Annotated in this window: 21 protein-coding genes; 4 read left to right on the forward strand and 17 right to left on the reverse strand. The window is 68.0% G+C overall.

Going from position 1 to position 19,686, the window contains the following annotated elements:
* Positions 1 to 2,029, reverse strand: a 2,029-nt coding sequence (locus HNR00_RS16030) for a heavy metal translocating P-type ATPase (RefSeq protein WP_183571093.1), incomplete at its 3' end; no start/stop codon positions are given.
* A gap of 100 nt (positions 2,030 to 2,129) precedes the next feature.
* On the opposite strand from HNR00_RS16030, the gene HNR00_RS16035 reads away from it, so the two are divergent.
* The gene (locus tag HNR00_RS16035; RefSeq protein WP_007557643.1) at positions 2,130 to 2,531 is read left to right on the forward strand and encodes a MerR family transcriptional regulator; all 402 of its coding nucleotides are present in this window, start codon (positions 2,130 to 2,132) and stop codon (positions 2,529 to 2,531) included.
* Positions 2,532 to 3,010: 479 nt separating this feature from the next.
* Positions 3,011 to 3,748 carry an NYN domain-containing protein gene (locus tag HNR00_RS16040; RefSeq protein WP_183571095.1) on the forward strand — a complete coding sequence of 246 codons (738 nt, stop codon included), beginning with the start codon at positions 3,011 to 3,013 and terminating at the stop codon, positions 3,746 to 3,748.
* Between the two features lie 13 nt (positions 3,749 to 3,761).
* On the opposite strand, the gene HNR00_RS16045 is transcribed toward HNR00_RS16040, so the two are convergent.
* Positions 3,762 to 4,238 (reverse strand): DUF411 domain-containing protein, encoded by a 477-nt coding sequence (locus HNR00_RS16045; RefSeq protein ID WP_183571097.1) that lies wholly within the window; start codon positions 4,236 to 4,238, stop codon positions 3,762 to 3,764.
* Positions 4,239 to 4,324: 86 nt separating this feature from the next.
* Here HNR00_RS16045 and HNR00_RS16050 point away from each other — a divergent pair, with 86 nt between their 5' ends.
* On the forward strand, positions 4,325 to 4,993 hold the full coding sequence (locus HNR00_RS16050; protein ID WP_183571099.1) for a hypothetical protein: 669 nt from the start codon (positions 4,325 to 4,327) through the stop codon (positions 4,991 to 4,993).
* A gap of 14 nt (positions 4,994 to 5,007) precedes the next feature.
* Here the strand turns inward: HNR00_RS16050 and HNR00_RS16055 are convergent, their stop codons facing one another.
* The 15 genes from HNR00_RS16055 to HNR00_RS16125 form a co-directional block, all read right to left on the reverse strand.
* The gene (locus HNR00_RS16055) at positions 5,008 to 6,177 is read right to left on the reverse strand and encodes an LPD7 domain-containing protein (protein ID WP_183571101.1); all 1,170 of its coding nucleotides are present in this window, start codon (positions 6,175 to 6,177) and stop codon (positions 5,008 to 5,010) included.
* A gap of 19 nt (positions 6,178 to 6,196) precedes the next feature.
* A complete protein-coding gene (locus HNR00_RS16060) occupies positions 6,197 to 8,128 on the reverse strand; it encodes a type IV secretory system conjugative DNA transfer family protein (protein ID WP_183571103.1) in 1,932 nt (643 codons plus the stop codon).
* On the reverse strand, positions 8,094 to 9,101 hold the full coding sequence (virB11, locus tag HNR00_RS16065; protein ID WP_246390732.1) for a P-type DNA transfer ATPase VirB11: 1,008 nt from the start codon (positions 9,099 to 9,101) through the stop codon (positions 8,094 to 8,096). Before virB11 ends, HNR00_RS16060 begins: the two co-directional genes overlap by 35 nt.
* A gap of 77 nt (positions 9,102 to 9,178) precedes the next feature.
* A complete protein-coding gene (gene virB10 / locus HNR00_RS16070) occupies positions 9,179 to 10,345 on the reverse strand; it encodes a type IV secretion system protein VirB10 (protein WP_183571107.1) in 1,167 nt (388 codons plus the stop codon).
* A complete protein-coding gene (gene virB9 / locus HNR00_RS16075; protein ID WP_183571109.1) occupies positions 10,342 to 11,217 on the reverse strand; it encodes a P-type conjugative transfer protein VirB9 in 876 nt (291 codons plus the stop codon). Before virB9 ends, virB10 begins: the two co-directional genes overlap by 4 nt.
* Positions 11,214 to 11,888 carry a VirB8 family type IV secretion system protein gene (locus tag HNR00_RS16080; protein ID WP_183571111.1) on the reverse strand — a complete coding sequence of 225 codons (675 nt, stop codon included), beginning with the start codon at positions 11,886 to 11,888 and terminating at the stop codon, positions 11,214 to 11,216. The genes virB9 and HNR00_RS16080 overlap by 4 nt, the downstream gene beginning before the upstream one ends.
* Positions 11,881 to 12,234 carry a hypothetical protein gene (locus tag HNR00_RS16085; RefSeq protein WP_246390716.1) on the reverse strand — a complete coding sequence of 118 codons (354 nt, stop codon included), beginning with the start codon at positions 12,232 to 12,234 and terminating at the stop codon, positions 11,881 to 11,883. The genes HNR00_RS16080 and HNR00_RS16085 overlap by 8 nt, the downstream gene beginning before the upstream one ends.
* Before the next feature lie 73 nt (positions 12,235 to 12,307).
* The gene (locus HNR00_RS16090) at positions 12,308 to 13,291 is read right to left on the reverse strand and encodes a TrbL/VirB6 family protein (protein WP_183571113.1); all 984 of its coding nucleotides are present in this window, start codon (positions 13,289 to 13,291) and stop codon (positions 12,308 to 12,310) included.
* A gap of 13 nt (positions 13,292 to 13,304) precedes the next feature.
* A complete protein-coding gene (locus HNR00_RS16095) occupies positions 13,305 to 13,592 on the reverse strand; it encodes an EexN family lipoprotein (protein ID WP_183571115.1) in 288 nt (95 codons plus the stop codon).
* Entirely contained in the window at positions 13,589 to 14,281 is a 693-nt protein-coding gene (gene virB5 / locus HNR00_RS16100) for a P-type DNA transfer protein VirB5 (protein ID WP_183571117.1), read from the reverse strand. The genes HNR00_RS16095 and virB5 overlap by 4 nt, the downstream gene beginning before the upstream one ends.
* Positions 14,278 to 16,653, reverse strand: coding sequence for a VirB4 family type IV secretion/conjugal transfer ATPase (locus HNR00_RS16105; RefSeq protein WP_183571119.1), 2,376 nt, complete (start codon positions 16,651 to 16,653; stop codon positions 14,278 to 14,280). The genes virB5 and HNR00_RS16105 overlap by 4 nt, the downstream gene beginning before the upstream one ends.
* A complete protein-coding gene (locus tag HNR00_RS16110; protein WP_183571121.1) occupies positions 16,646 to 16,981 on the reverse strand; it encodes a VirB3 family type IV secretion system protein in 336 nt (111 codons plus the stop codon). Before HNR00_RS16110 ends, HNR00_RS16105 begins: the two co-directional genes overlap by 8 nt.
* A gap of 69 nt (positions 16,982 to 17,050) precedes the next feature.
* Positions 17,051 to 17,347, reverse strand: a complete 297-nt coding sequence (locus HNR00_RS16115) for a TrbC/VirB2 family protein (RefSeq protein WP_183571123.1) — start codon at positions 17,345 to 17,347, stop codon at positions 17,051 to 17,053.
* A gap of 59 nt (positions 17,348 to 17,406) precedes the next feature.
* On the reverse strand, positions 17,407 to 17,946 hold the full coding sequence (locus HNR00_RS16120) for a lysozyme family protein (RefSeq protein ID WP_183571125.1): 540 nt from the start codon (positions 17,944 to 17,946) through the stop codon (positions 17,407 to 17,409).
* A gap of 10 nt (positions 17,947 to 17,956) precedes the next feature.
* Complete coding sequence (locus HNR00_RS16125) at positions 17,957 to 18,601, reverse strand: acyl-homoserine-lactone synthase (RefSeq protein ID WP_183571127.1); 645 nt, start codon at positions 18,599 to 18,601, stop codon at positions 17,957 to 17,959.
* Positions 18,602 to 18,839: 238 nt separating this feature from the next.
* Here HNR00_RS16125 and HNR00_RS16130 point away from each other — a divergent pair, with 238 nt between their 5' ends.
* On the forward strand, positions 18,840 to 19,562 hold the full coding sequence (locus HNR00_RS16130; RefSeq protein WP_183571129.1) for a helix-turn-helix transcriptional regulator: 723 nt from the start codon (positions 18,840 to 18,842) through the stop codon (positions 19,560 to 19,562).
* The last annotated feature ends 124 nt before the right edge of the window (positions 19,563 to 19,686 follow it).

Here is a 19,686-nt window from a genome sequence, read left to right on the forward strand (position 1 = left end):
CCCGAGAGAGGGAGACCAGCGCGGCCACGTCGCCCACCCGGTCGTTCAGCACCGCCGCGTCCGCCGTTTCCAGGGCCGCGTCGGTGCCGCCGCCCATCGCGATGCCGACGCTGGCGGCGGCGAGCGCCGGCGCGTCGTTGATGCCGTCGCCGACCATCGCCACCGGAGCCGCCGCCTTCAGGGCCGCGATCTCGGCGAGCTTGTCCTGGGGAAGGAGCTCGGCCTTCACGTCGAGCCCGAGCTCGGATGCGACCGCCTCGCCCGTGCGCCGGTTGTCGCCGGTCAGCATCACGCTGCGCACGCCCAGCTTCCGCAGGGCCGAGATGCCGGCCGCCGCGTCCGCGCGGGGTTCGTCCCGGACAGCGACGGCACCCAAGGCCTCGGCGCCGCGGACGACGATGACCACCGTCTTGCCGCCAGCTTCCAGGTCTGCGACCGCGCGCTCGGCCTCGGGACCGAGCCGCGCGCTCTCGGCGGCGTGGCGCGGGGAGGCGACGAGCACCGTCTGACCCATCACCGTGGCCGACACCGCCTTGCCAGGGATGGCGCGGGCGTCCCGCGTCGGGCGCAGCGGCACCCCGTCCGCGCTCGCCCGGTCGAGGATGGCCCGGGCGATGGGGTGGCTGCTTCCGCTCTCGACCGCGGCGGCCAGCCCGAGAAGCGAGCGCTCCGACGCGTCCCGGACGAAGACCAGGATGTCCGAGACCCGCGGCCGTCCCGCGGTCAGCGTCCCGGTCTTGTCGAACGCGACCGTGCGAACCCGCCCGATGACCTCCAGCGCGGCGCCGCCCTTCACGAGCAGCCCGCGCCGCGCCCCGGCGGCCAGTCCCGAGGCGATGGCCGCCGGGGTCGAGAGCACCAGCGCGCAGGGGCAGGCGATGAGGAGGAGCGCCAGGCCTCGGTAGATCCAGGTGCCCCAGTCGGCGCCGAGCAGCGGCGGCACGACCGCGACCGCGGCCGCGAACGCGAACGCGATGGGCGTGTAGACCGCGCTGAACCGGTCGATGAAGCGCGCCGTAGGCGACTTCGACGCCTGCGCCTCCTCGACGAGGTGCAGGATGCGGGCGACCGTGTTGTCGGCCGCCGTCTTGGTGACCCGGACCTGGAGCGCGCCGTCGGCGTTCACGCTACCGGCGTAGACAGGGTCGCCGACCTCCTTGGGCTTCGGGACCGACTCGCCGGTGATAGGGGACTCGTCGAGGCTCGACGCGCCGTCGGTGATCACCCCGTCGGCGGGCACGCGGTCGCCCGGCCGCACGACCACGACCTGACCGATGGCCAGCGACGCGGCTGCCACCTCGCGGATGGTGCCATCGGCCTTGTCGACCAGGCGGGCGGTCTTCGGCACCAGGGCGGCGAGCGCCTTTATGCCGGCCCGCGCCCGGCCCGCCGCCACGACCTCTAGCATCTCGCCGACCGTGAACAGCAGCACGACGATGGCCGCTTCCTCGGCGGCGTGGATGGCGAGCGCCCCCGCGGTCGCGACCGACATCAGCATCTCGATGGAGAAGGGCGTGCCGGCGAACGCCGCCACGGCCGCGCGGCGACCGTAATAGGCGAGGCCGACGAGCGCCCCCGGCCAGTAGGCGTACTCGCCCGCCAGGCCCGGCGCGATCCGCTCGACTAGGAAGCCGGCGGCGAACAGGGCGCCGATCAGGAGGCCCAGCAGCGCCTTTCGGCTCCGCCAGAGCGACGGCTCGGGCTCCTCCACGGTCTCGGCGGGCGGGGCGCCGCCCGAGGCTTGCGCCACGGCAAGGTCCGCGGCCGTGGGGAGCGGCGCGACGCCGTAGCCCAGGCGCTCGATGCGCCCCTCCAATTCGGTCCTCGGCGTCGCGGCCTCGTCGAGCGCGAGGTCGAGGACTTGGCTGCCGTAGTTCACGCGCACGTCCGCGACGCCCGGCAGCCGGGAGACGGCGGTCTCGATCTTCCCGGCGCAGGTCGGGCAGTCCATGCCCTTGACCCTGTAGCGCAGGGCCTGCGGGCCGCTCGTGGGGAAGGATGTGCGGTCCGCGTCGGCGGCCTGGTTCATGGTGCGCTCCGTTCGCCGGGCTCCTGGTCCGGACTGGGAAGGCCCCCTACATGCACCCTGTAGTCGCTACAGGGTCAAGGCCGTGCGCACCACCACTTCCATGACCATCGGCAGCCTCGCGGAGGCCACGCAGACCCGTGTTGAGACGGTCCGGTGGTACGAGAAGGTCGGGTTGCTGCCCCCGCCGGCGCGGTCGAGCGGGAACTACCGGCTCTACGGGCCCGAGCACCTGCGCCGGCTGAGCTTCATCCGCCGCGGTCGCGCCTTGGGCTTCACCGTGGAGCAGATCCGGGACCTGCTCGCCCTGGCGGACGACCGGGATCGCTCCTGCGGCGAGGTCGACACCATCGCCCGCGCTCATCTCGCCGACGTGGAGCGCAAGCTGGCCGACCTGACCCGGCTCGCCTCGGAACTCCGCGAGGTCATCGGCCAATGCGGCTGTGGGTCTGTCGCCGACTGCCGCATCATCGAGGCCCTGTCGCCGTTGGGTGAACCCGCGTGAGCGACCTAGGTGCGGGGATCAGAGAGCGACGTAGGGCGTCATCAGCACCCGGCTCTCAAACAGCCCCTTGGCCACGAACCCGCAGCACGCGACGGCGAGGACTGCGACCGTAATCGCGACGAAGGCTCGCCGCGCGGCCGCCCGGATATGTGGCCTGACACGACGGCGACGACCCGCGTTCCTCTGGCCCCAGGAATGGCGTTCCACGCGAACCGCTCCGTTCCGCCCGACGAGCCTCGCGGGTCTGCCACCGCGACCTTCCAAGGCCCGGGGGGACCATGCCGGAGGGCAAAGTCGGAAGGGCCAGTGCGGCCTGCTCACGAGAGGCAAAAAGACAGTACCACGCGAGGCGAACTCAGAATAGAACAGCCTCGAAAACCAAGAAGCCCACAGGTTGGAACCTGTGGGCTTCACACGGGCCGGAGCCCATGGGTTGCTGACGGCGCACCGTTCAGCGTTGACGGATCGGATATGAGTGCATGGGGCTGGATAGTCAAGCGGGAAAATCCAGGAAACGGGCGGCACTCTACATCGACGGCTTCAATTTATATCATTCCGTCAACGACTTAGGAGAGCCGTTCCTGAAGTGGTGCAACTTCTGGAAGCTGGGGGAGTCGATCATCCCGCGCCAGTCGGAGGAGCTCGTCCGCGTCGTGTTTTGCACGGCCTATTACCCGGGCGATCACAGCAAGAAAATCCGCCACGAGCGCCTGGTCCGGGCCCTCAAGCTGGTCGGCGTCGAGACCATCCTCGGCCACTTCAGCCATGAAGATGCCAAGTGTCGGGACTGTGGCTCCATTTGGCAGAAGCCGACCGAGAAGGCGACGGACATCAATCTCGCGCTCAGCGTCTATGACGACGCTGCACAGGACGTCATGGATACTGCATATCTCCTGACGGCCGATACGGACCAGGCAGCGACAGCCAAGCTGTTAGCCAAGCGCTTTCCCGGCAAGAGGCTTGTCAGCGTCAGCCCCCCGGGGCGGACGCACTCGCAGCACATCCTGTCGCACACCCCGCACAAGATCGCGCTCAACCGGGAGCATATCGAGAGGGCTCTGTTCCCGGGGCTCGTCACCGCGGAAGGCCAGGCCTCCGTCATGCGCCCGCACGAGTACGACCCGCCGGCGGGCTACGTGATCTGGGATCAGCGTCCGAAACCCGCGCCCAAATCGGGAGCGATGGCGGCTGCACCGGCGGCGATGCCCGAACGCTGAACCCGCGGCGGCCTTAGGCCGGCTCCCCGCCGCGGTACCGCGCGAACGTCGACCGTCCGTCCTTCCCGAACAGGACGACGTCGTAAGTATCGGGCTGCGTGTCCTCTACCTCCATGCCGGGCGAACCGACCGGCATGCCCGGCACGGCCAGACCCGTTCCCTCGGGCCTCTCCGCGAGGAGGCGCTTGATCGCCCCGGCCGGGACGTGCCCCTCGATCACGTAGCCGCCGACCTGGGCGGTGTGGCAGGAGGCAAGCTCGCGAGGCACCCCGAGGCGGATCTTGAGCGGGTTCACTGGGCCCTCGGTCACGGTGACGCTGAAGCCGGCCTCGCGCAGATGGGTGACCCACCTCTCGCAGCAACCGCAACTCGGATCCTTGGTCACCGATACTGTCGGCAGCCCCTCCGCCAAGGCGCCCGGTCCGAGCGCCAGCCCCGCCGCCAAGCCCACGAGCACGGCACGCCGGGATGGCATCGCATCGCTCCTCATCGTCCTCTCCCGTTCGCTCTCACTCGGCCGCCTGCGGCAGCCGCATCGCCCCACCGTTCGTCCTGTCACGGACCGCGCCGGCCGGGATGGCCTTTCGCGACGATCTCGATGAAGCAGCCTCGGTCGAGGAACTCGAAGCCCTCTCGAACAAGAAGCGCAGAGCCAAGCTCGACGCGACCCGTGACGCATGCCGGGCCTATATCGTAGGCCTCTTGCGGGAGGCGCTGCGCACGCCGCTTGCCGAGGCGACGGATGGCGTTGCACGGGTCGAGGTGGACGCGGCCGACCCCGACGGTCAGACCCTGCTATTGTGGTATCCGGAAGCGGAGCCGGCGGACGACGCCTATGCCGGCCCGGTCGTCTGCATCGAATCGGTTCCCAAACCGCGCTCGACCCCCACCGATTCGCGCTCATACGACCGTACATTACCAATGATGTCGCTGGTCGCAATCTCTCACTGCGACCTGCATTGTTCGAGCCGCTCGGAGGCGGGCCGCGCAGCCATGGCGGATCAGTCACTTTGTCTCGGCTGTGTCAAGCACGCGCGCATGTTCTTCGATCGTCCGGACTATGCTTTCGTTTCTGCCCGACCAGGTTCGGTTGCGTACCTTTCATCGGCCGAAATGATCGACCCGTTGCGGCGGGACTACGACAACGCGACCACCATGAGCTTAGGGACAGCGCCGACATTTGACGCCATTCACGAATCCCTTCCAACCGTCGAGGCAGTGATTAACCGAGCGCTAAAGAAATAATCTCTTAGCAAGTTTTAGCGGTCGCGGCCTCGCTCGCGGGTGTGAAGGCGCTCCTCTCGCCGATGATTGACGCGCGATGCGGGCTCGACGGCATCTCTTACTGCCGTCCGCTCAGAGGCTCGGATCTCGGCTCGGCGGAAGGTCCGCCCCTGTTCCAGATGTTCCGCGATGCGCTGGCGGGCCGCGTTCAGGATGATCTTCCGCGCCCCCTCATCCTGCGGGAACTGCGCCTTCAAAGCGCGCTCCAGAACCGCGACGTTCGAATGCGCTGCGGCCAGCGCGGGATCGCGGACGGCCTCATGCCGGTCGAGTGATCGGAACTGCTCCGCCGTGACCGCCCAACGATTGCGAGCCAGATCTCGCCGTTCGACGGAGATCGTATCGGTATGGCCCACGACGGTCCCGGCATCCTTCCCCGCCCGCTCCAAGCCATCGCGGTGAATCCGAACGCCGTCTCCGATCCCAACCTTCGCCGCCTCCAGCGCTTTCGGCAGCGCCGCTCCCCTGATCCGCCGGGAGCCGCCATCGCTCAGCGCGAGGTCGACGTAGGCGGATGGCTCAGCACGCTCGCGACCGGGATAGCGAGCTCGGCCGAGTTCGACGAGACGGCCCTCCACTCCGACGTCGAGATTCGTCCGCGGTGACGGCACGCCAGCCTCGGTCGTCGACGAGAAATCGCGATCGGGGGCAGGGCGGACTGAGTCGCTTCTGTGGTGGACCCGATCAGCAAGACGTTTTCGCAAAGTTTCGTGGTCGAGTTCCGCCGGCTCGTAGCCGCGGAGGGTCAGTCCTCGCGCTGTGGCTTCCAGCCACGCCTCCCGACGAAACTCCACCGACCCGCGCACGCTGACCGTTTCCCAGCCGCGGTGCTCCGCGACCGCAACCATGTCACGAACGACGCCCGGCGATCCGTTCCTGGTGGACAGACGATCACCCGAATCCTTGAAGGCTAGGTACTCGCCCTGCCGGTCTGTGTAGACCCGAGCGTGGTCCGGCTCCCCGTCAGGTCCTGCTTTCGTCGCGACGACGTAGTATTTGCGCCGAACCCGATCGGGAAATCCGTTCCGATCCTCCTGCTCGCGTTCAGGGCTGCCCTGGGCTGATCGCTTCTTCGGGTGCTGAGCCGAGGTGCCCTCGCTCCTCGCGCCGCGTTCCATCGTGAACTCGACAGCCTCGTCCGTCATGCGATCAGGATCCTTCCGTTCACGCCGCCGCGGGCCTGTCGAGTGCGCCGTCGATCAGCCCGCGGGCGAAGGCCTCGAGATCCGCATCGGACAGGTGGTCGCGCTCGATCGCGACCTCGGTAAAATCGATCGTCAGAGCCTCAACCGGTATCTGGTCGGGATCGAGGATCTCCGCATCCGTGACCGGCCGCACCCGGATCGTGGCCGAGAGCTCGGCCACGGTCGCCGAGAGGCGGCGCACCTGTCGATGCAGATGGATCATTTCTGGTGCTACGCCGGAAACGAAGGGCTTCACGTCCGGCGGCGCCAGGAGGCGCGCGGTGAAGGCCGGGTCGGCATGGTAGATGACCTTCTCGGCCCGAATCGGGGCGAGGCCGCCCATCAGGATGAACGCCGTGCCCTCGTCGGCAAGCTTGAGTTCCTGCGGAAGCATCAGCGGCCGCGCCTGGTCTGACAGCGTCTCGCTCCGGCCCTGTCGCCCGCCATGCAAACCCCACGGGCGGCTGCGCGTTCGACCCTCGACGGTGTCGATCCCGAACCGGCGAGAGAGCTCCTCGGCGACGTCCTGCTCCTTCGGTCGGAAGACGATCTCGACGGCGTGGTTCGTCATCAGCGTCTTGGTCACGTCGGGGCCGTAGATCGCGCGCAATTGCGAGGGGCTCTGGAGGATGGTGAGCAGACGGATGCCGTAGCCGGCGAGGAAGGGGACGGCGTTGGCCAGCACCGCGACGTTTCCAAGCGCCGGAAACTCGTCGAGAAGGAGCAGAACCTGCCGGGCGGGATCGCGCTCATGGGCGGTCGACTTCGGAAGCTCGCGCGTGTGCAGATCGATCACCTGCTGGAAGAACAGGTTGAGCAGAGGCGCCAGCCGCGCCAGATTGTCCGGCGTCACGGCGAGGTAGATCGACATCGGCCGCTTGCCGAGCTGTCGCAGATCGAAGTCGCTCTCGGCGGTCGCGAGATCGATGCGGGGATTGAGCCAGATCTCGAGCGAGGCGGTGACACTCTTCCGGATCGACGAGAAGGTGTTGTCGGAGGTCGCGAGAAAGTCGTTGAGCGCCGTCACGCACGAAGCGGAGAGTGGCGCGTCGCCGTCCTTTCGCCTCATGATGATGTCCGTGAAGTGCTTCTTCGGGTCGGCTTCCGCGGTCAGTTGGCGCAGAATCTCGCCGACGGTGAACGGCAATCCCTCCGTCTCGGCGATGTAGCCGCCGATGCCGACGAAAGCCGCCCGCGCCGACTTGGCCCAAAATGGGTCTTCCTGCGCGCTGGCGGGATAGAGCATGGCGGCGACCCGCTGGAGGTCGTCGTAGAGATCGATCGGGTTGCGCCGCACGTAGCTCAGCGGGTTGTACCGGGCCGTGCGTCCCTCGGCATCGAGCGGATCGAGGATGAACACCTCCTGCCCGTGCGCGGCCCGGAAGCCGGCGGTGCGCAGGAAGTTCTCCTTCTTGATGTCGAGCACCACGACGGAACCCGGCCAGTTCAGCAGGTTCGGGATCACGACCGCGACCCCTTTACCCGACCGGGTCGGGGCGTAGACGACGACGTGCTCGGAGCCCGGAAAGGTCAGGGGATGTCCGCCCTTGCGGCCGAGCAGGATCCCGGTCTCGGCGCGCAAACCGGCTCGTCGGATCTCGCGCTCGGTCGCAAAGCGGGCGCGCCCGTGCAGCGGACGTGGCCGCGCACGCAGGATGGCGCCGATCCCGAACAGGAACAGGAGCCCGGTTCCGATGAGGCTCAAGCGAACCCAGCGCGCCACCTTCGGGTCATGACCATAGAACCAGCCGTACTCGACGACCGACAACAGGTGCAGACCGCCATCGTGCCGGCGTAGCCCCAGGAGCATCACGTTCGAGGCAATGAACAGGTAGAGCACGACCGCGATGATGAGGGCGGCTATGCCGAAGGCGAGCTTAAGTCGCCAATCGACGTTTGGCGTCAGGCTCATAGTAGATCTCCGAGATGCGGTAGCGCCCCTCCACACGGCTCATCTGGACGACGACGTCGACGGTCAGCGTCAGCAGCTCGCGGATATCGTCGCGGGCGAGATCGCGGCCCTCGGCGCTCTCCTTCACCAGAAGGGTGAGCTGCTCGAAGGCGAGGCGCGCGGAATCGGCGTGGACCGTGGTGATCGAGCCGGGATGGCCGGAATTCACGTTGCGCAGGTAGTAGAAGGCCGTGCCGTCGCGCAGCTCCTGGAGCAGGATGCGGTCGGGCCGCATGCGTAGTGACGATTCGAGCAACTCCCGGGGACCGATCCGTGCGATGCCGAGGCCGTCCTTCGAGTAGAGCAGCCGCACGTGGTTGGCGTGCGGGACGGTGAGTTCGGCGGTGTCCTCGATCGTGAGGATGCGCTCATGGGCCGGGATGCAAGCCACCAGACCCTTGGCGAGCGTGGTCTTACCCGAGCCCGTCGCGCCCGAGATGATGATGTTGCGCCGGGTCCGGACCGCGAGCTCGAGGAAGGCGCGCCAGGCGCCGCCGTCCCAGAGAAGCAGGAGCTCCTCCTCTTCGATCGAGAGGGCGCCGGTCGCGGGCTGGACCTCACCGAACAGATCACGCCGCTCGAGTTCGTCGAGCGTCATCGCGATGCGAGCGGCCTTGCGGATCGTGAGGCTGACGGACCCCGCCGGGACCGCAGGTGGCACGACGATCTGGCAGCGCTCGCCCCCGGGCAGCACGGTCGAAACGATCGGATGGTCGGGTGTGATGTCCTGGCGCGTGTAGGCCGCGGCAGCCAACGCGAGATTCTGCAAGTGCTGACCGGTGAGGGCAGGGGCGTCGTGCCGGGTCCAACCATTTGGCCCTTCGGTAAACACAGTGCCGGGCTGGTTCACGACGATTTCGGTCAGGCACTCATCGACGAGGTAGGGCCGTAGCGGATCGAGGTAGCGCTCCAGCACCCGCCGCTGCGGCGACAGCGCCTCAGGCCGTCGCTCCGGATCGACGCACTCTGCCGATAGGGGAGGGGGCAGCGACAGGTCGCCCAGTGCGGCCGTCATGGCTTGAACACCGGCCGGCGGGGGGGCAAACCGGCGGCCCGGTCCAGAAGGTCCGTTCGACGTCCCGTCACCCGCAGCGCGTAGACCGAGGAGAAATCGAGATCGCGAGCGACGAAGATCGAGACAAGCTCACCCTGGTTCTTGTTGAGCGTCGGCGGGATGTTGATCGAGTTCTCGGTGGCGATCGCGGCGGCCGATTGACCGCCGCGCTGGACAGAGTTGATCTGCAGCCCGCCGTCCGAGAATTGCTGGCCCGCGAACTGGCCGGCATCACCGACGATGGACAGGAGGAGCGCGCCGCCGAAGCGCTCCATGAAGTGCCCGTCGATCTCGCCGTCGAAACCCGCGCGGCCGAGCGCGTCGGTCGCCGGTGAAGCGAGGTTCACGATGACGCCGGTCGGAGTCTTCGCCCTGCTCCAAAGCACGAACATGCGCGACGAGCCGCGTCGGATGGTGCCGCGGTACTCACCGACCACCTGAGTGCCCTTCTCCATGAGGACGACGTTGCCGTTGTCGCTCATGACGTCGCGGTTGATCACGCACGACACGAAGCCCGCCACGTCCGACGACATCGCGGTCTCGAGCACGCACGGGATCGCGGTGCCCTGCGCGACGAGGAGGTTGCGATTCGGAAGACGCGCTGCCTGGACGCCCTCGATCGGGGTTGGCTTCAGTTTGTCGGACAGCTCGTTGCGCGGTTCGGGCGCGCCGTAGCCCAGCCCGTAGGAAAGGGGGCTCGCTGGGTCGTTCGGATAGCCCGGTGATGCCGATCCCGATCTCGCCTGCGGCGGCCGGTTGTAGACCAGCACCGGCGCGCGCCGGCTACTCTCCAGGAGATCGTCGGCGGGCGAGCGCTCAACCCGTTGAGGGGATGCAGGCGGTGGCTGGCTCACCGGCAGCGCTGCCGTCTGCGCGGGTTCGCTCGGCGGCTCGCGCAGGCGTTCGAAGCTGCTGGCGACCGAGATTGTCGGGTTCGTCCGGGTCTCTGGTTCGGACGGCGCCCGCTTCCAGCTCGCCCAGAGCAGGCCGCCGCACAGCGCGACGAGCGCCACGGTGCCGGCGACCTTGCGCGCGCTCCCCGGCCGGGCGGTCGCCGCGCCGGCGACCGGTGTGATCGCCCGGTCCGACCCGTTGAGGGACTGCGCGTCGTGCGGATCGGTCATCGTGCTGCTCCCTGGCGTCGGCTCGGCCGTCGGGCTAACCGCGTGACGGCCGGGCTCGTGGTGCGCGTGCCGTAGTTGATCCCGACCGGGTCGAAGGCCTCGTTGAACAGGCAGGTCACCTGCGAGCCCTGGCGCAGGCGCAGCTCACGACCGATCGCGTGGACGACGACGAGCTCGCCGCGCACGTCCTTGGGCACCAGGCTCTCGGTGCCGTCGCTCGCCACGAGGTAGACGGCCGGCACCTCGCGGTTGCCCTCGAAACGCAGGTAGGTCTCCCGGCCGTCGTCGTAGACGCCGTCCGGCTCCAGCGCGGCGGCCCCCTGTGCCGAGTAGCGCCAGTTGCGCGGACCGGCGGCATCCGAGAGTGCGAAGGTCTGGTCGACCGCTCCGGCCTCCGCCGCCGAACGGCGGAGCGAGGCCTCGGCACGGCGAATCTCTGCCTCATCCTCCGGATAGGAGAACCGGACGACGAAGTAGCTCTCGGCCAGCGAGCCCTCATTGATCGTGAGCTCGAACTGGTAGGAGCGCTTGCGCCCGTCGCGGCGCGTGGTCACCACCTGCAGGTTGGTGGCGGGATGCCGCTCGCGGGGCTTGAGGAACAGGATGTTGCCGGCCGGTGCGATCTCCCAGGAGACGGAGTCGCCGATTGCCACGTGCGCGATCTCCTCGCCCTCGGCGAACAGGACCTGCGTCGAGGCGCGGATGACGCCGTTGACCTTCACGACGTTGGACGGATCGTAGACGACGTTTCGCACGCGCGCATCGCGGCTCCCGGCTTGAGGATGCTGCAGGGCCAGGGCCGGTAGAGGACCGAGCGAGGCCAGCACGGCACCCATGAGCAGCGTCGCCGGGGTGAGGGCCAAGCGGTTCATGGCGCCACCTCCGGGTCGGAGCGATACTCGGAGACGAGGAATCCGAGCGGATTCACGAGCCGGTCGCTCGTCGACATCTTCGCCCGCGGCTCGAAGCCGAAGGCGAGGGTGGCGATCCAGTGCGAGACCTTGGTCTCGTCGCCGCGCCGGCTCTCGCGCAGGTAGCGCACCGAAGCGAGGTGGGGTCCAAGCAGCGAGATCGCCTTGATGCGGATCTCGGCGATGCCGGACCGGCCGAAGGCGACCTGCGGGCTCTCCGGGTTCGAGCCCTTGTAGAGCGTCGCGAACCGGACCTGTTCCGGCCCGCTCGACAGCAACGAGACGGTGCGGAAGTTCACCGGTGCCTCGACGAAGCTGTAGCCCTCACGCATCCGGACGTACTGGCCGAGGAAGTACTTCATCACCGCCTCGTCGTAGGAGGCCGGGCCGGCATTCAGTCCCGAGACGACGTCGACGATGCCGGTGGCGTTGTCGACGCGCACCACGAAAGGCTCGACGCTCTTCAGGGGACTGAGCGCCGCGACCGCGCCGACGGAGACGATCGAGAGCAGGCAGGCGCCGGCGGCAACGCCCCAGGCGAGGCGTTTCGAGCGGTAGGCGGCGGTGAGCTGATCCTGTTCCCAGAGCCGGGCGCGCGCAAAGTAGGTCTTGAGATCGCCCGCCTCAACCATGACCGACATCGCCGGCGCAGGGCAGCAGGGAAGCGGCGATGTCGAGATTCGGCAGCACCCGCCCGCGAGCCACACCGACGCGCTCGCGCGTGTCAGCGTCACCTTTGCGCATGATCGGCTTGCCCGGAACGGCCGGTGGCGACGCCGGTTCCTGACCCGAGGCGGGCGCAGTCAGGTTCGCGACGGGCGCACCCGGCCTCGTTCCTTCCCAGTCCCACATCGAGCGGTTCAGCGGGCGGCGCGCACCTCCGTCGCAGCTCGGCGCCGGCGCCGGCCCCATGACGCTCGCGCATCCCCCAAGCCCGGTCGCCGCTGCGACCAAGCTTGCCATCATGATCCGATGCATGACTCTGTCCCCTGTATGCCGGGCCCGGCTCTGCGGCGGGCTCCTGGTTTTCGGTCGGTGCCGAGATCGCTCGCTACCCGGCTCGGCTTCGTTCGATGCTGCCGCCGGACCGCGCGGTGCGGATCGCGGCCGCCGATTGCCTTGCCGCCGCGCGCGAGCCCGCATAGGCGCCTGCCGCGGCGGCCGTGCCTCCCGTCAGCGCGGCCGCGGTCAGGCTCCGGCTCATCGCGCGGCCAGCGAGCGACGCCCCACCGCCGGCGAGCGCGCCGGCGATCTCAGGCAGCTGAAGGGCGACGTAGGCGGCGAGCCCCAGGATGGCGCTGATCGCAACGGCCCCGACGATGAGTTGGCCGCCAGTCGCGGCGTTGGCGCCGTACTTGTCGACGAACTGCACGACCGTCGTCAGCATCAGTCCGACGAGCGCGATCACGAGGATCTGCAGGACGACGAAGTTGGCGAGCTGGCGCGTCCAGGCCTCGGCGAAGGGGCGGGTCGCCTCGAACAGGGCGAGCGCGACGAAGATCGGTCCGAGCGCGATCACCAGGGCCATGCCGACCTTGGCGTAGAGCATGATCGCGAATTGCAGGAAGCCGGCGGCCGCGGTGAACACCATCAGGATGGCCGCGACCAGCGCCGGGGCGATGTTGGTCAGGCCCGCCTGCTCGTAGATCTTCGTGGCAACCTCGATGCCCTTGTTCAGGAGCTGATCGAAGGGCTGGCCGGACTTCATGCTAAGGCCGGAGCCCGCGATCGCGTTGCCGATCTCGCGCGGCAGGGTGTCGTTGAACAAGTCGGTGACGTGTTGCTGGAAGGTGCCGGCGTTGGTGGCGAGCATGACGATGGCCACGAGCCGGACCGAGCGCCAGGCGAAGTCCATGACGGGCTCGCGCACACCGCCGCGAATGATCGCGATGCCGTAGAGGACGATATAGAGCATCAGCCCGACACGGAGTGGCCCGCTGACCGCTGAGGTCAGATTCGTCACCGAATCCGAGACGAACCGCGTGAGCGGCTGCTCGAACTCGCGCAGGAACTCGTCGAAGATTTGGATCGCCACGCGCGTCTCCCGTTCAGCTCTTGAGGCTCTGGATGGCGCGCTCACGACCGAGCATCATGATCCGCTCCTTGGCGTGGCCGGCGTTCCGGCAATCGGGCGTGTCACCGATCCCGCCCGGATCGTTGCGACAGCGCGCCCAGGCCTCGTCGAGCGCGGCAGGATCCTCGAGGAACTGCAGCACAGTGCGGTTCTTCGGCTGGTGGCTCGCATCGCTGGCCCGAGGCTGAGCAGGCGGCCCGGAGTCATTGCAGGCGCCGAGGACGACAACGACGCCGAAGGCGAGAGCAGGGCGGATCATCATCGGACCGCCGCCTTCATCTCGTCGACGAGCTGGCGCCCGCGCTCGCGCTCGCGCTGGCCGTTCATCTCGCCCTGCGCCCGCTGGACCATGGCAAGGCCCTGCATGCGCAAAACATCGTTCTGGAGCAGCGTCGACTCGACCTGGACGCGGGCGGAGAGATCGAGGACGTCCTTGACGTCGCGCGCCTGCCCGATCTGCTGACGCAGCTTGTCGAGCCCGTCGACGCGCTTGGCCGCTGTGTCGTAGACGGCCTGCCCGATCGAGTGGCTCGTCCCGGTCTGGCGCGCGATGCGGTCGAGCTCGGCCGCGTAGAAGGCGTTGCCGGGATTGGCGGTGTAGACCCGGTTCTGGGTCAGGTAGCTGTCGAGCGAGGACGCGAAGGACCCGCTTCCTGAGCCGTTTACGAGGCTCTCGATCTGCGAAAACTCGGCGGGCAGGTATTTCCGGAACTGTGTGGAGTTCAACAGCCCCGCGACGTCGCCTGCGTTGGTCAGCTTATTAAAGCTGTCGTAGAGGCGTTTGGCTTGGGTAAGCTGATCGTTCAGAGCGGTAAGCTGCTTCTCCATCTGCTGGACCTGGTCGACGAGCTTGGCGACCGCGGTCGGATCGTAGACGATGTCGAAGGCCGGAGCCGGACTGGTGAGGAGGATCACGGTCAGCGACGCCGCCAGTCGCGCGAGACGTCTCATGGCAGGGCGCTCCGTTCTGCGTGGAAGGTGGGAAGCCAGGCCGCCGGGTCATCGCCGAGCTTGGAGCGAAGGCGGTCCAGAAGCTCGACCGTCGCGGTGCGGCCTGACAGCACGGCGAGGTGATCCTTCATCCCGGTGAGATCGAGCTCGGCGACGACGGCGTGCCGCCCCTGCTTGACCAGGAAGCGCCGGCTCTCGTTCGAGAGCTCTTCCTTGACGAGGCGGTACTCGCGCCGGCTGAGATGAAAGCCGTCGATGTAATCCGCCGCCTGGCCCCGAGGGTTCGGGAAGAACACCTGGGTCGGGCATTGCTCCACGATGGTGTGGGCGATCGGGCTTGCCAGGGCGTCGCGTGGCGACTGCGTGCCGAACAGCATCGCGCCGTTCTTCTTGCGGATGGTCTTCAGGCCGTCATTGGCCAGCGCCCTGAAGGCCTCGTCGCCGAGCGCCTTCCAGAACTCGTCGATGGCGATCAGGATGCGACGCCCGTCGATGAGTTCCTCGACTCGGTGGAACAGCACCATCATCAGCGGCGTGCGAATCTGCGGATCGTCGAGCACCTCCGTCATGTCGAAGCCGAGCGCTGGCGCGTCCAAGCTGATCGCGTCGGCGTCGTTATCGAGCACCCAGCCGAGCGGGCCACCCCGGCACCAGCGCTCGAGGCGAGCACCGATGCCGTCGGGATCGCGCTGGCCGAGAAAGACGCGCAAGGCCGAGAAGGAGCGCTCCTCCCGCGGCAGGTCGCGCAACGCCAGGAGCCCCGCGTCGATCCGGCCTTCGTCCACCGTGGAGAGCGGGCGTTCCTCGGCCGAGGCGAGCTGCCGGACGAGCCGGCCGAGGAAGGCGAGGTTCTCCGGCGTCAGGTCGAGATGCTTCAGGGGCGCGCAGCCGGTCGGGTGTCCGCTGCGGAGGGCGAGATACGTGCCGCCGAGTGCCCGGATCGCGATCTCGGCGCCCCGGTCCTTGTCGAACAGCACCAACTGGCAGCCGAGCTTCTCGGCCTGCGCGAGGGCAAAGGCGATGAACACCGTCTTGCCCGATCCCGATGGTCCGCAGACGAAGGTGTTGCCAAGATCGCCGACGTGGAAGGAGAAGTGGTAGGGCGCACCCGACACCGTCTTCAGACAGGCGACCGCCGCACCCCAATGGTTCCCGTTCGCCTGTCCCGTCGGATAGGTGTGAAAGGGCGACAGGGCGGCGAAGTTGCGCGAGGTGATGGCGCCCGCCCGCGCCCGGTAGCGGAACAGACCCGGGCACTGCGCCCAGTATGCCGCCTCAAGTCCGAGGTCCTCGCGCGCGACGACGGCACCGGCATCGGCGAGGATGCGCCGCCCGCGCGCCATCGTCTCAAGCAGAGCCGCCGGGCTGTCCGCGCGGACCAGCACCGAGACATGGTGGTCGCCCATGACGAAGCGCCCGGATTCGAGGTCGTCGAGGGCGGTGTCGAGATCCACGATCTGACTGGCGGCCGGATCGTTCGACGAGAGCAGCTGGTTCTGCTTGCGCGTCATCACCGCCTTCGCCTCGTGCTTCGAGAGGAAGGCGAAGGCGTGGGTGACGACGAGCTCCATCGGAGCCGCGAGCAGGCCGTCGAGGAGCCCGGGCTTCGTCGTCGCCGGGTATTCCTTGAGGCCGAACATCCCGGCGAAGTGCGACCGGCCGGCGCCGCGGATCTCCACCGCCTCGCGGCCGAAGATCAGGCGGTTGGTGTAGAGCGCCGGACCGATCGGGCCGTGAACGAGCGGGACGGGGAGGGGTTCGCCGGAGACGAGCTCGTGCAGGAACTCGCTGACCTGGGAGAAGACGACTCCGCCGCGATCGTAGAGCCCAAGCCGGCGCGGTCCATAAGGAGCAAGAGCCGCCGCGAGGTCGCGCGTTGCATCCTCGAGCCTCTTCAGCGCCCCACTGTCGAGTTCGTCGTTGGCGGTCCGTGCGCGGCCAAGCCTAGCCAGTAGCCCGACCGCGCGCTCGGCCCGATCCCGGCCCGGATGCCAGACGAGGGTCAGCGTCAACTCGTTGCGGTAGAGATCCTGCTTGGTCAGGCGCTCGCGGTAGGAGGCATCAAGGTCGCGGGCGAAGTCTGAGCGAAATCGCCCGGTCGGATAGTCCTGCGAGCGCCGGCGAACGACGTGGGTCCAGAGCGCGAGGCGCTCGTCGGCGACGTTGCGCAGCGCCAGGTTGAGCTTGGCATGGAGGTCGTTGAGCTCCGCCGGGTCGGCCGTCTCGAACGAGACGCCCTCGATCCGCAAGCAGGTGATGAGGGCGCGTGTGGCCAGCGTCACGACATGCTCGGTCGCGTGGCGCAAGTAGGGGAGGTGGGCGGCCGGGCCGACCTCGCGCAGCTTCAGGCGCTGCGTGGCGAGGCTAACCATGGGCGAGCTCCTCCAGTCGGTAGCGGCGAACGAGCGGAAGGGGGGTGCAGGAGGCGCCACCCCACAGGCCGGTATTGCGGTGGCGGCCACGGGTCTCGAACCAGGCGAACAGGATGCGGAACTGGTTGGGGTCGTGCCGGCACACGACCCGGCAGGCGAGATGGATCGGCAGCGCCACGAGGCCGTAGAGGAGCGAGCCCGCGAGGATGAACAGGATCGAGGAGACGATCATGTTCACGCCCATGGCCTCCATGGTGACGCCGAGCAGCATCGCGGGTCGGGTGCAGGCGAGGAACAGGGTGTCCTCGACGAGGCGTTCGTCGGACATGCCGGGATCCGGATTTAGGGAGGTTAGGGGCTTCGATCGCAGCGCTGCCTCAGCGCAGCCGGCGGCGGTCTATTTGCCGGTGATGGTGGAGACGATCTCGGACGCGCCGAACAGGATCGCGACGCCGAAGATGACGTATCCGGCTTTGCGGAGGTCGAGGTAGCCAAACATCCAGGCCATCCCAGTGACGATGACGGCGAGCGTTGCGAGCAGCTTGGCGACGTTGCCGGTCAGCGTGTCGACGATGTTCTGCAGGACCTTCTCGACGCCGCCGAGCGACTGCGCGGATGCGGGCTCGGCCCAGGCCAGGCAGAGCAGGGCCGCGGTGAGCCCGAGGCAAGCGGCGTGGCGATAGGCGTGCGACATGGGAGTCCTCGTCGGGAGGGACGGGCATACGGGCCCGGGAAAACGGAGCGTTGCCGTCGCTACTCGGATGCCGGGTAGACGAGCGCGGCGCTGACCTTAGCCTGCCCGTAGACGTCCCAGGCCCTGGCGACCGGAGGCGGGACCTGCATCGGCTCCGGATCCGATGGGACGGACCCCGACGCGGTCGGCCGCGCTGTAGGCGGAGATGACGCTGTGAGGTGCGGGGAGGGGGGATCGCTCTTCCTACCCAGAGGCTGGAGCGCACTCGGGTCCTCTTTCATGAGGCGCGCTGCAACGCGAAGGTTCGTGCAGGGCTCGAAGACGTCGCCGATCGGCACGCCGAGTTTCTCGAGAGCACGGCTGTCGATGCCGGCAAGCCCGAGGCGGTTACGCTGACCCGCCACCCGCATTTCGATGGCGAGCGCGACGGCCTCATCCTTCGACATCGCCTGAACCGAGAGGGGGCGCCCACTCTGCAGCGTTGAGAGGACCAGCGGCTCGAACCCGCTCGCCTCGCGCACGATCGCGACGAGCGGTGCTGCGGCCTGACCGGGCGCGCATTGCCCAATTAGGGCGGCGAGAGCGATCGCGTCCAGCATGGCCGCGATCTCACGCCGCCAGCTTCAACGACCCACCGAACGCGGTGGGACGAACCGGCTCACATGCCGCTTCGCGAAACGCGCTGAAATGCTCCTGCGTGATCGGGAGCAGCCCGGCGACCGCGTCGGTCGAACCGATCCTGCGAGGCGCACCGAGACGTTGCAAAGGCCAACCGGACCGGCGCAGGATCCGCTCCATACGGATGTCGGTGACGGTGGCGAGCGTGTGTTGCCCGTGAGTCAGGCACCAATCGAGGATGGCGGCGAACAGGAGCCTGGTGGCGCGACACGTTCCGCTTCTCATCGCATCCGTGACCCGGCTCGTGTCGACGCAGAAGCGGGAACTCTCGATGATTTCCGAGCTGCAGGGCGCCTCGCCGTCGTCCACCAGGAAGGGGAAGGTGTCGGCGAGCATGTTCGGGCCGAGCGTCGATAGTAGTCGGACATGCCCGACAACTTCACGTCCGTCCGCAATGACGAGCAGGTAAGTCGCGTCCTCGGCGTCGTAGCCGTCGATCTCCATGTCGCCCGACACGATCACATCCCACTCGAGCCGATCCTTGAAGACCTGGCGGCGCAACCGGTGCATGCCGGCGACGAGGTCCAAATGCCGGCCGAAGTCGCCGCGGGTCAGGGTCAAGGTGCTCAACTGCATGAGTTTTCTCGCTGGCGGTGATCGATGCCGCGAGCAAACCAGACGACCGCCAGGTTCCGATACCTGGTGAAAACCACAGGTGTTGCGCATCAGCCGCAGCAAGTCACCGAGTGCCGGCTGAGCCGGTCAGCCGGGTTGATTGACCGTCTGCTTCGGGTTGCAACGAGCGCCTGCTCCCACACTCCAAGTGGCCGCGCGGGAAGGATACCGAGCGGCCCAGCAAGGCTGAGGAGGATCAATGACCGCTACTCATGTGGTTCAGGAGTTCATGGATGCCGTGCACACGGCTTCTGACGAGGTCGCCTTCGCCGGGGCCGCCAGCCGCTTGGGTGAGGCCCTCGGCTTTCGTTGGTTCACCTACCTGAGCGTCGACGCCGGCAGGCCGGACGTGATCAGCACCTATCCAGCTATCTGGAGCGAGCACTACCTCAGCAGCGGCTATGATCAGGTCGATCCTGTCGTGGCTGCCTCCCGACGGCAGACGATACCCTTCTTCTGGGGCGCGCTGGACGGTGCGAGACCGTCGGATGCGGCCGCTGTCCGCCTGTTCGATGACGCAGCGAGCTTCGGGATCGTCTCGGGCCTGACAGTGCCGTTGCGTGGCCCGAAGGGAAGGATGGCCCTGTTCACGCTTTCGACCGACGAAGTCTCCCCCGCTCTGCTACGACGTGCGGAGGAACTCAAAACCTATGTGCAGGTGTGCGGCCTCCATCTTCACAATGAACTCGCAGCACGCGTCGCGCGGTTCATGCCCGAGCACCAAAAACCTGCGCTGACGCCCCGGCAGCGGGCCTGCCTGCTCGCCGCCGCCGAAGGTCAATCCGCCAAACAGGCGGCGCGCTCGATCGATCTCACCCCGCGGACCGTTCAGCATCATCACGAGGAGGCAAGGCGCCGGCTCGGCGCCCGTTCCCTGACCCACGCGGTGGCCCTCGCGTTGCGGGACGGGATGATTTCGTGAGGGTAGGGAAAGGCTCGCGCAAACTGCGGTTGCCGTCACCTGATCCGGACGTGTCGCAGCTTCCTGCCAAGCTGACCCACGCGGTTGCGTCTGTGGCCGGAGATCGCGTTCGGCCATTGAAAAA

This window comes from Methylorubrum rhodinum (assembly GCF_014199935.1).
GTDB classification, from domain to species: domain Bacteria; phylum Pseudomonadota; class Alphaproteobacteria; order Rhizobiales; family Beijerinckiaceae; genus Methylobacterium; species Methylobacterium rhodinum.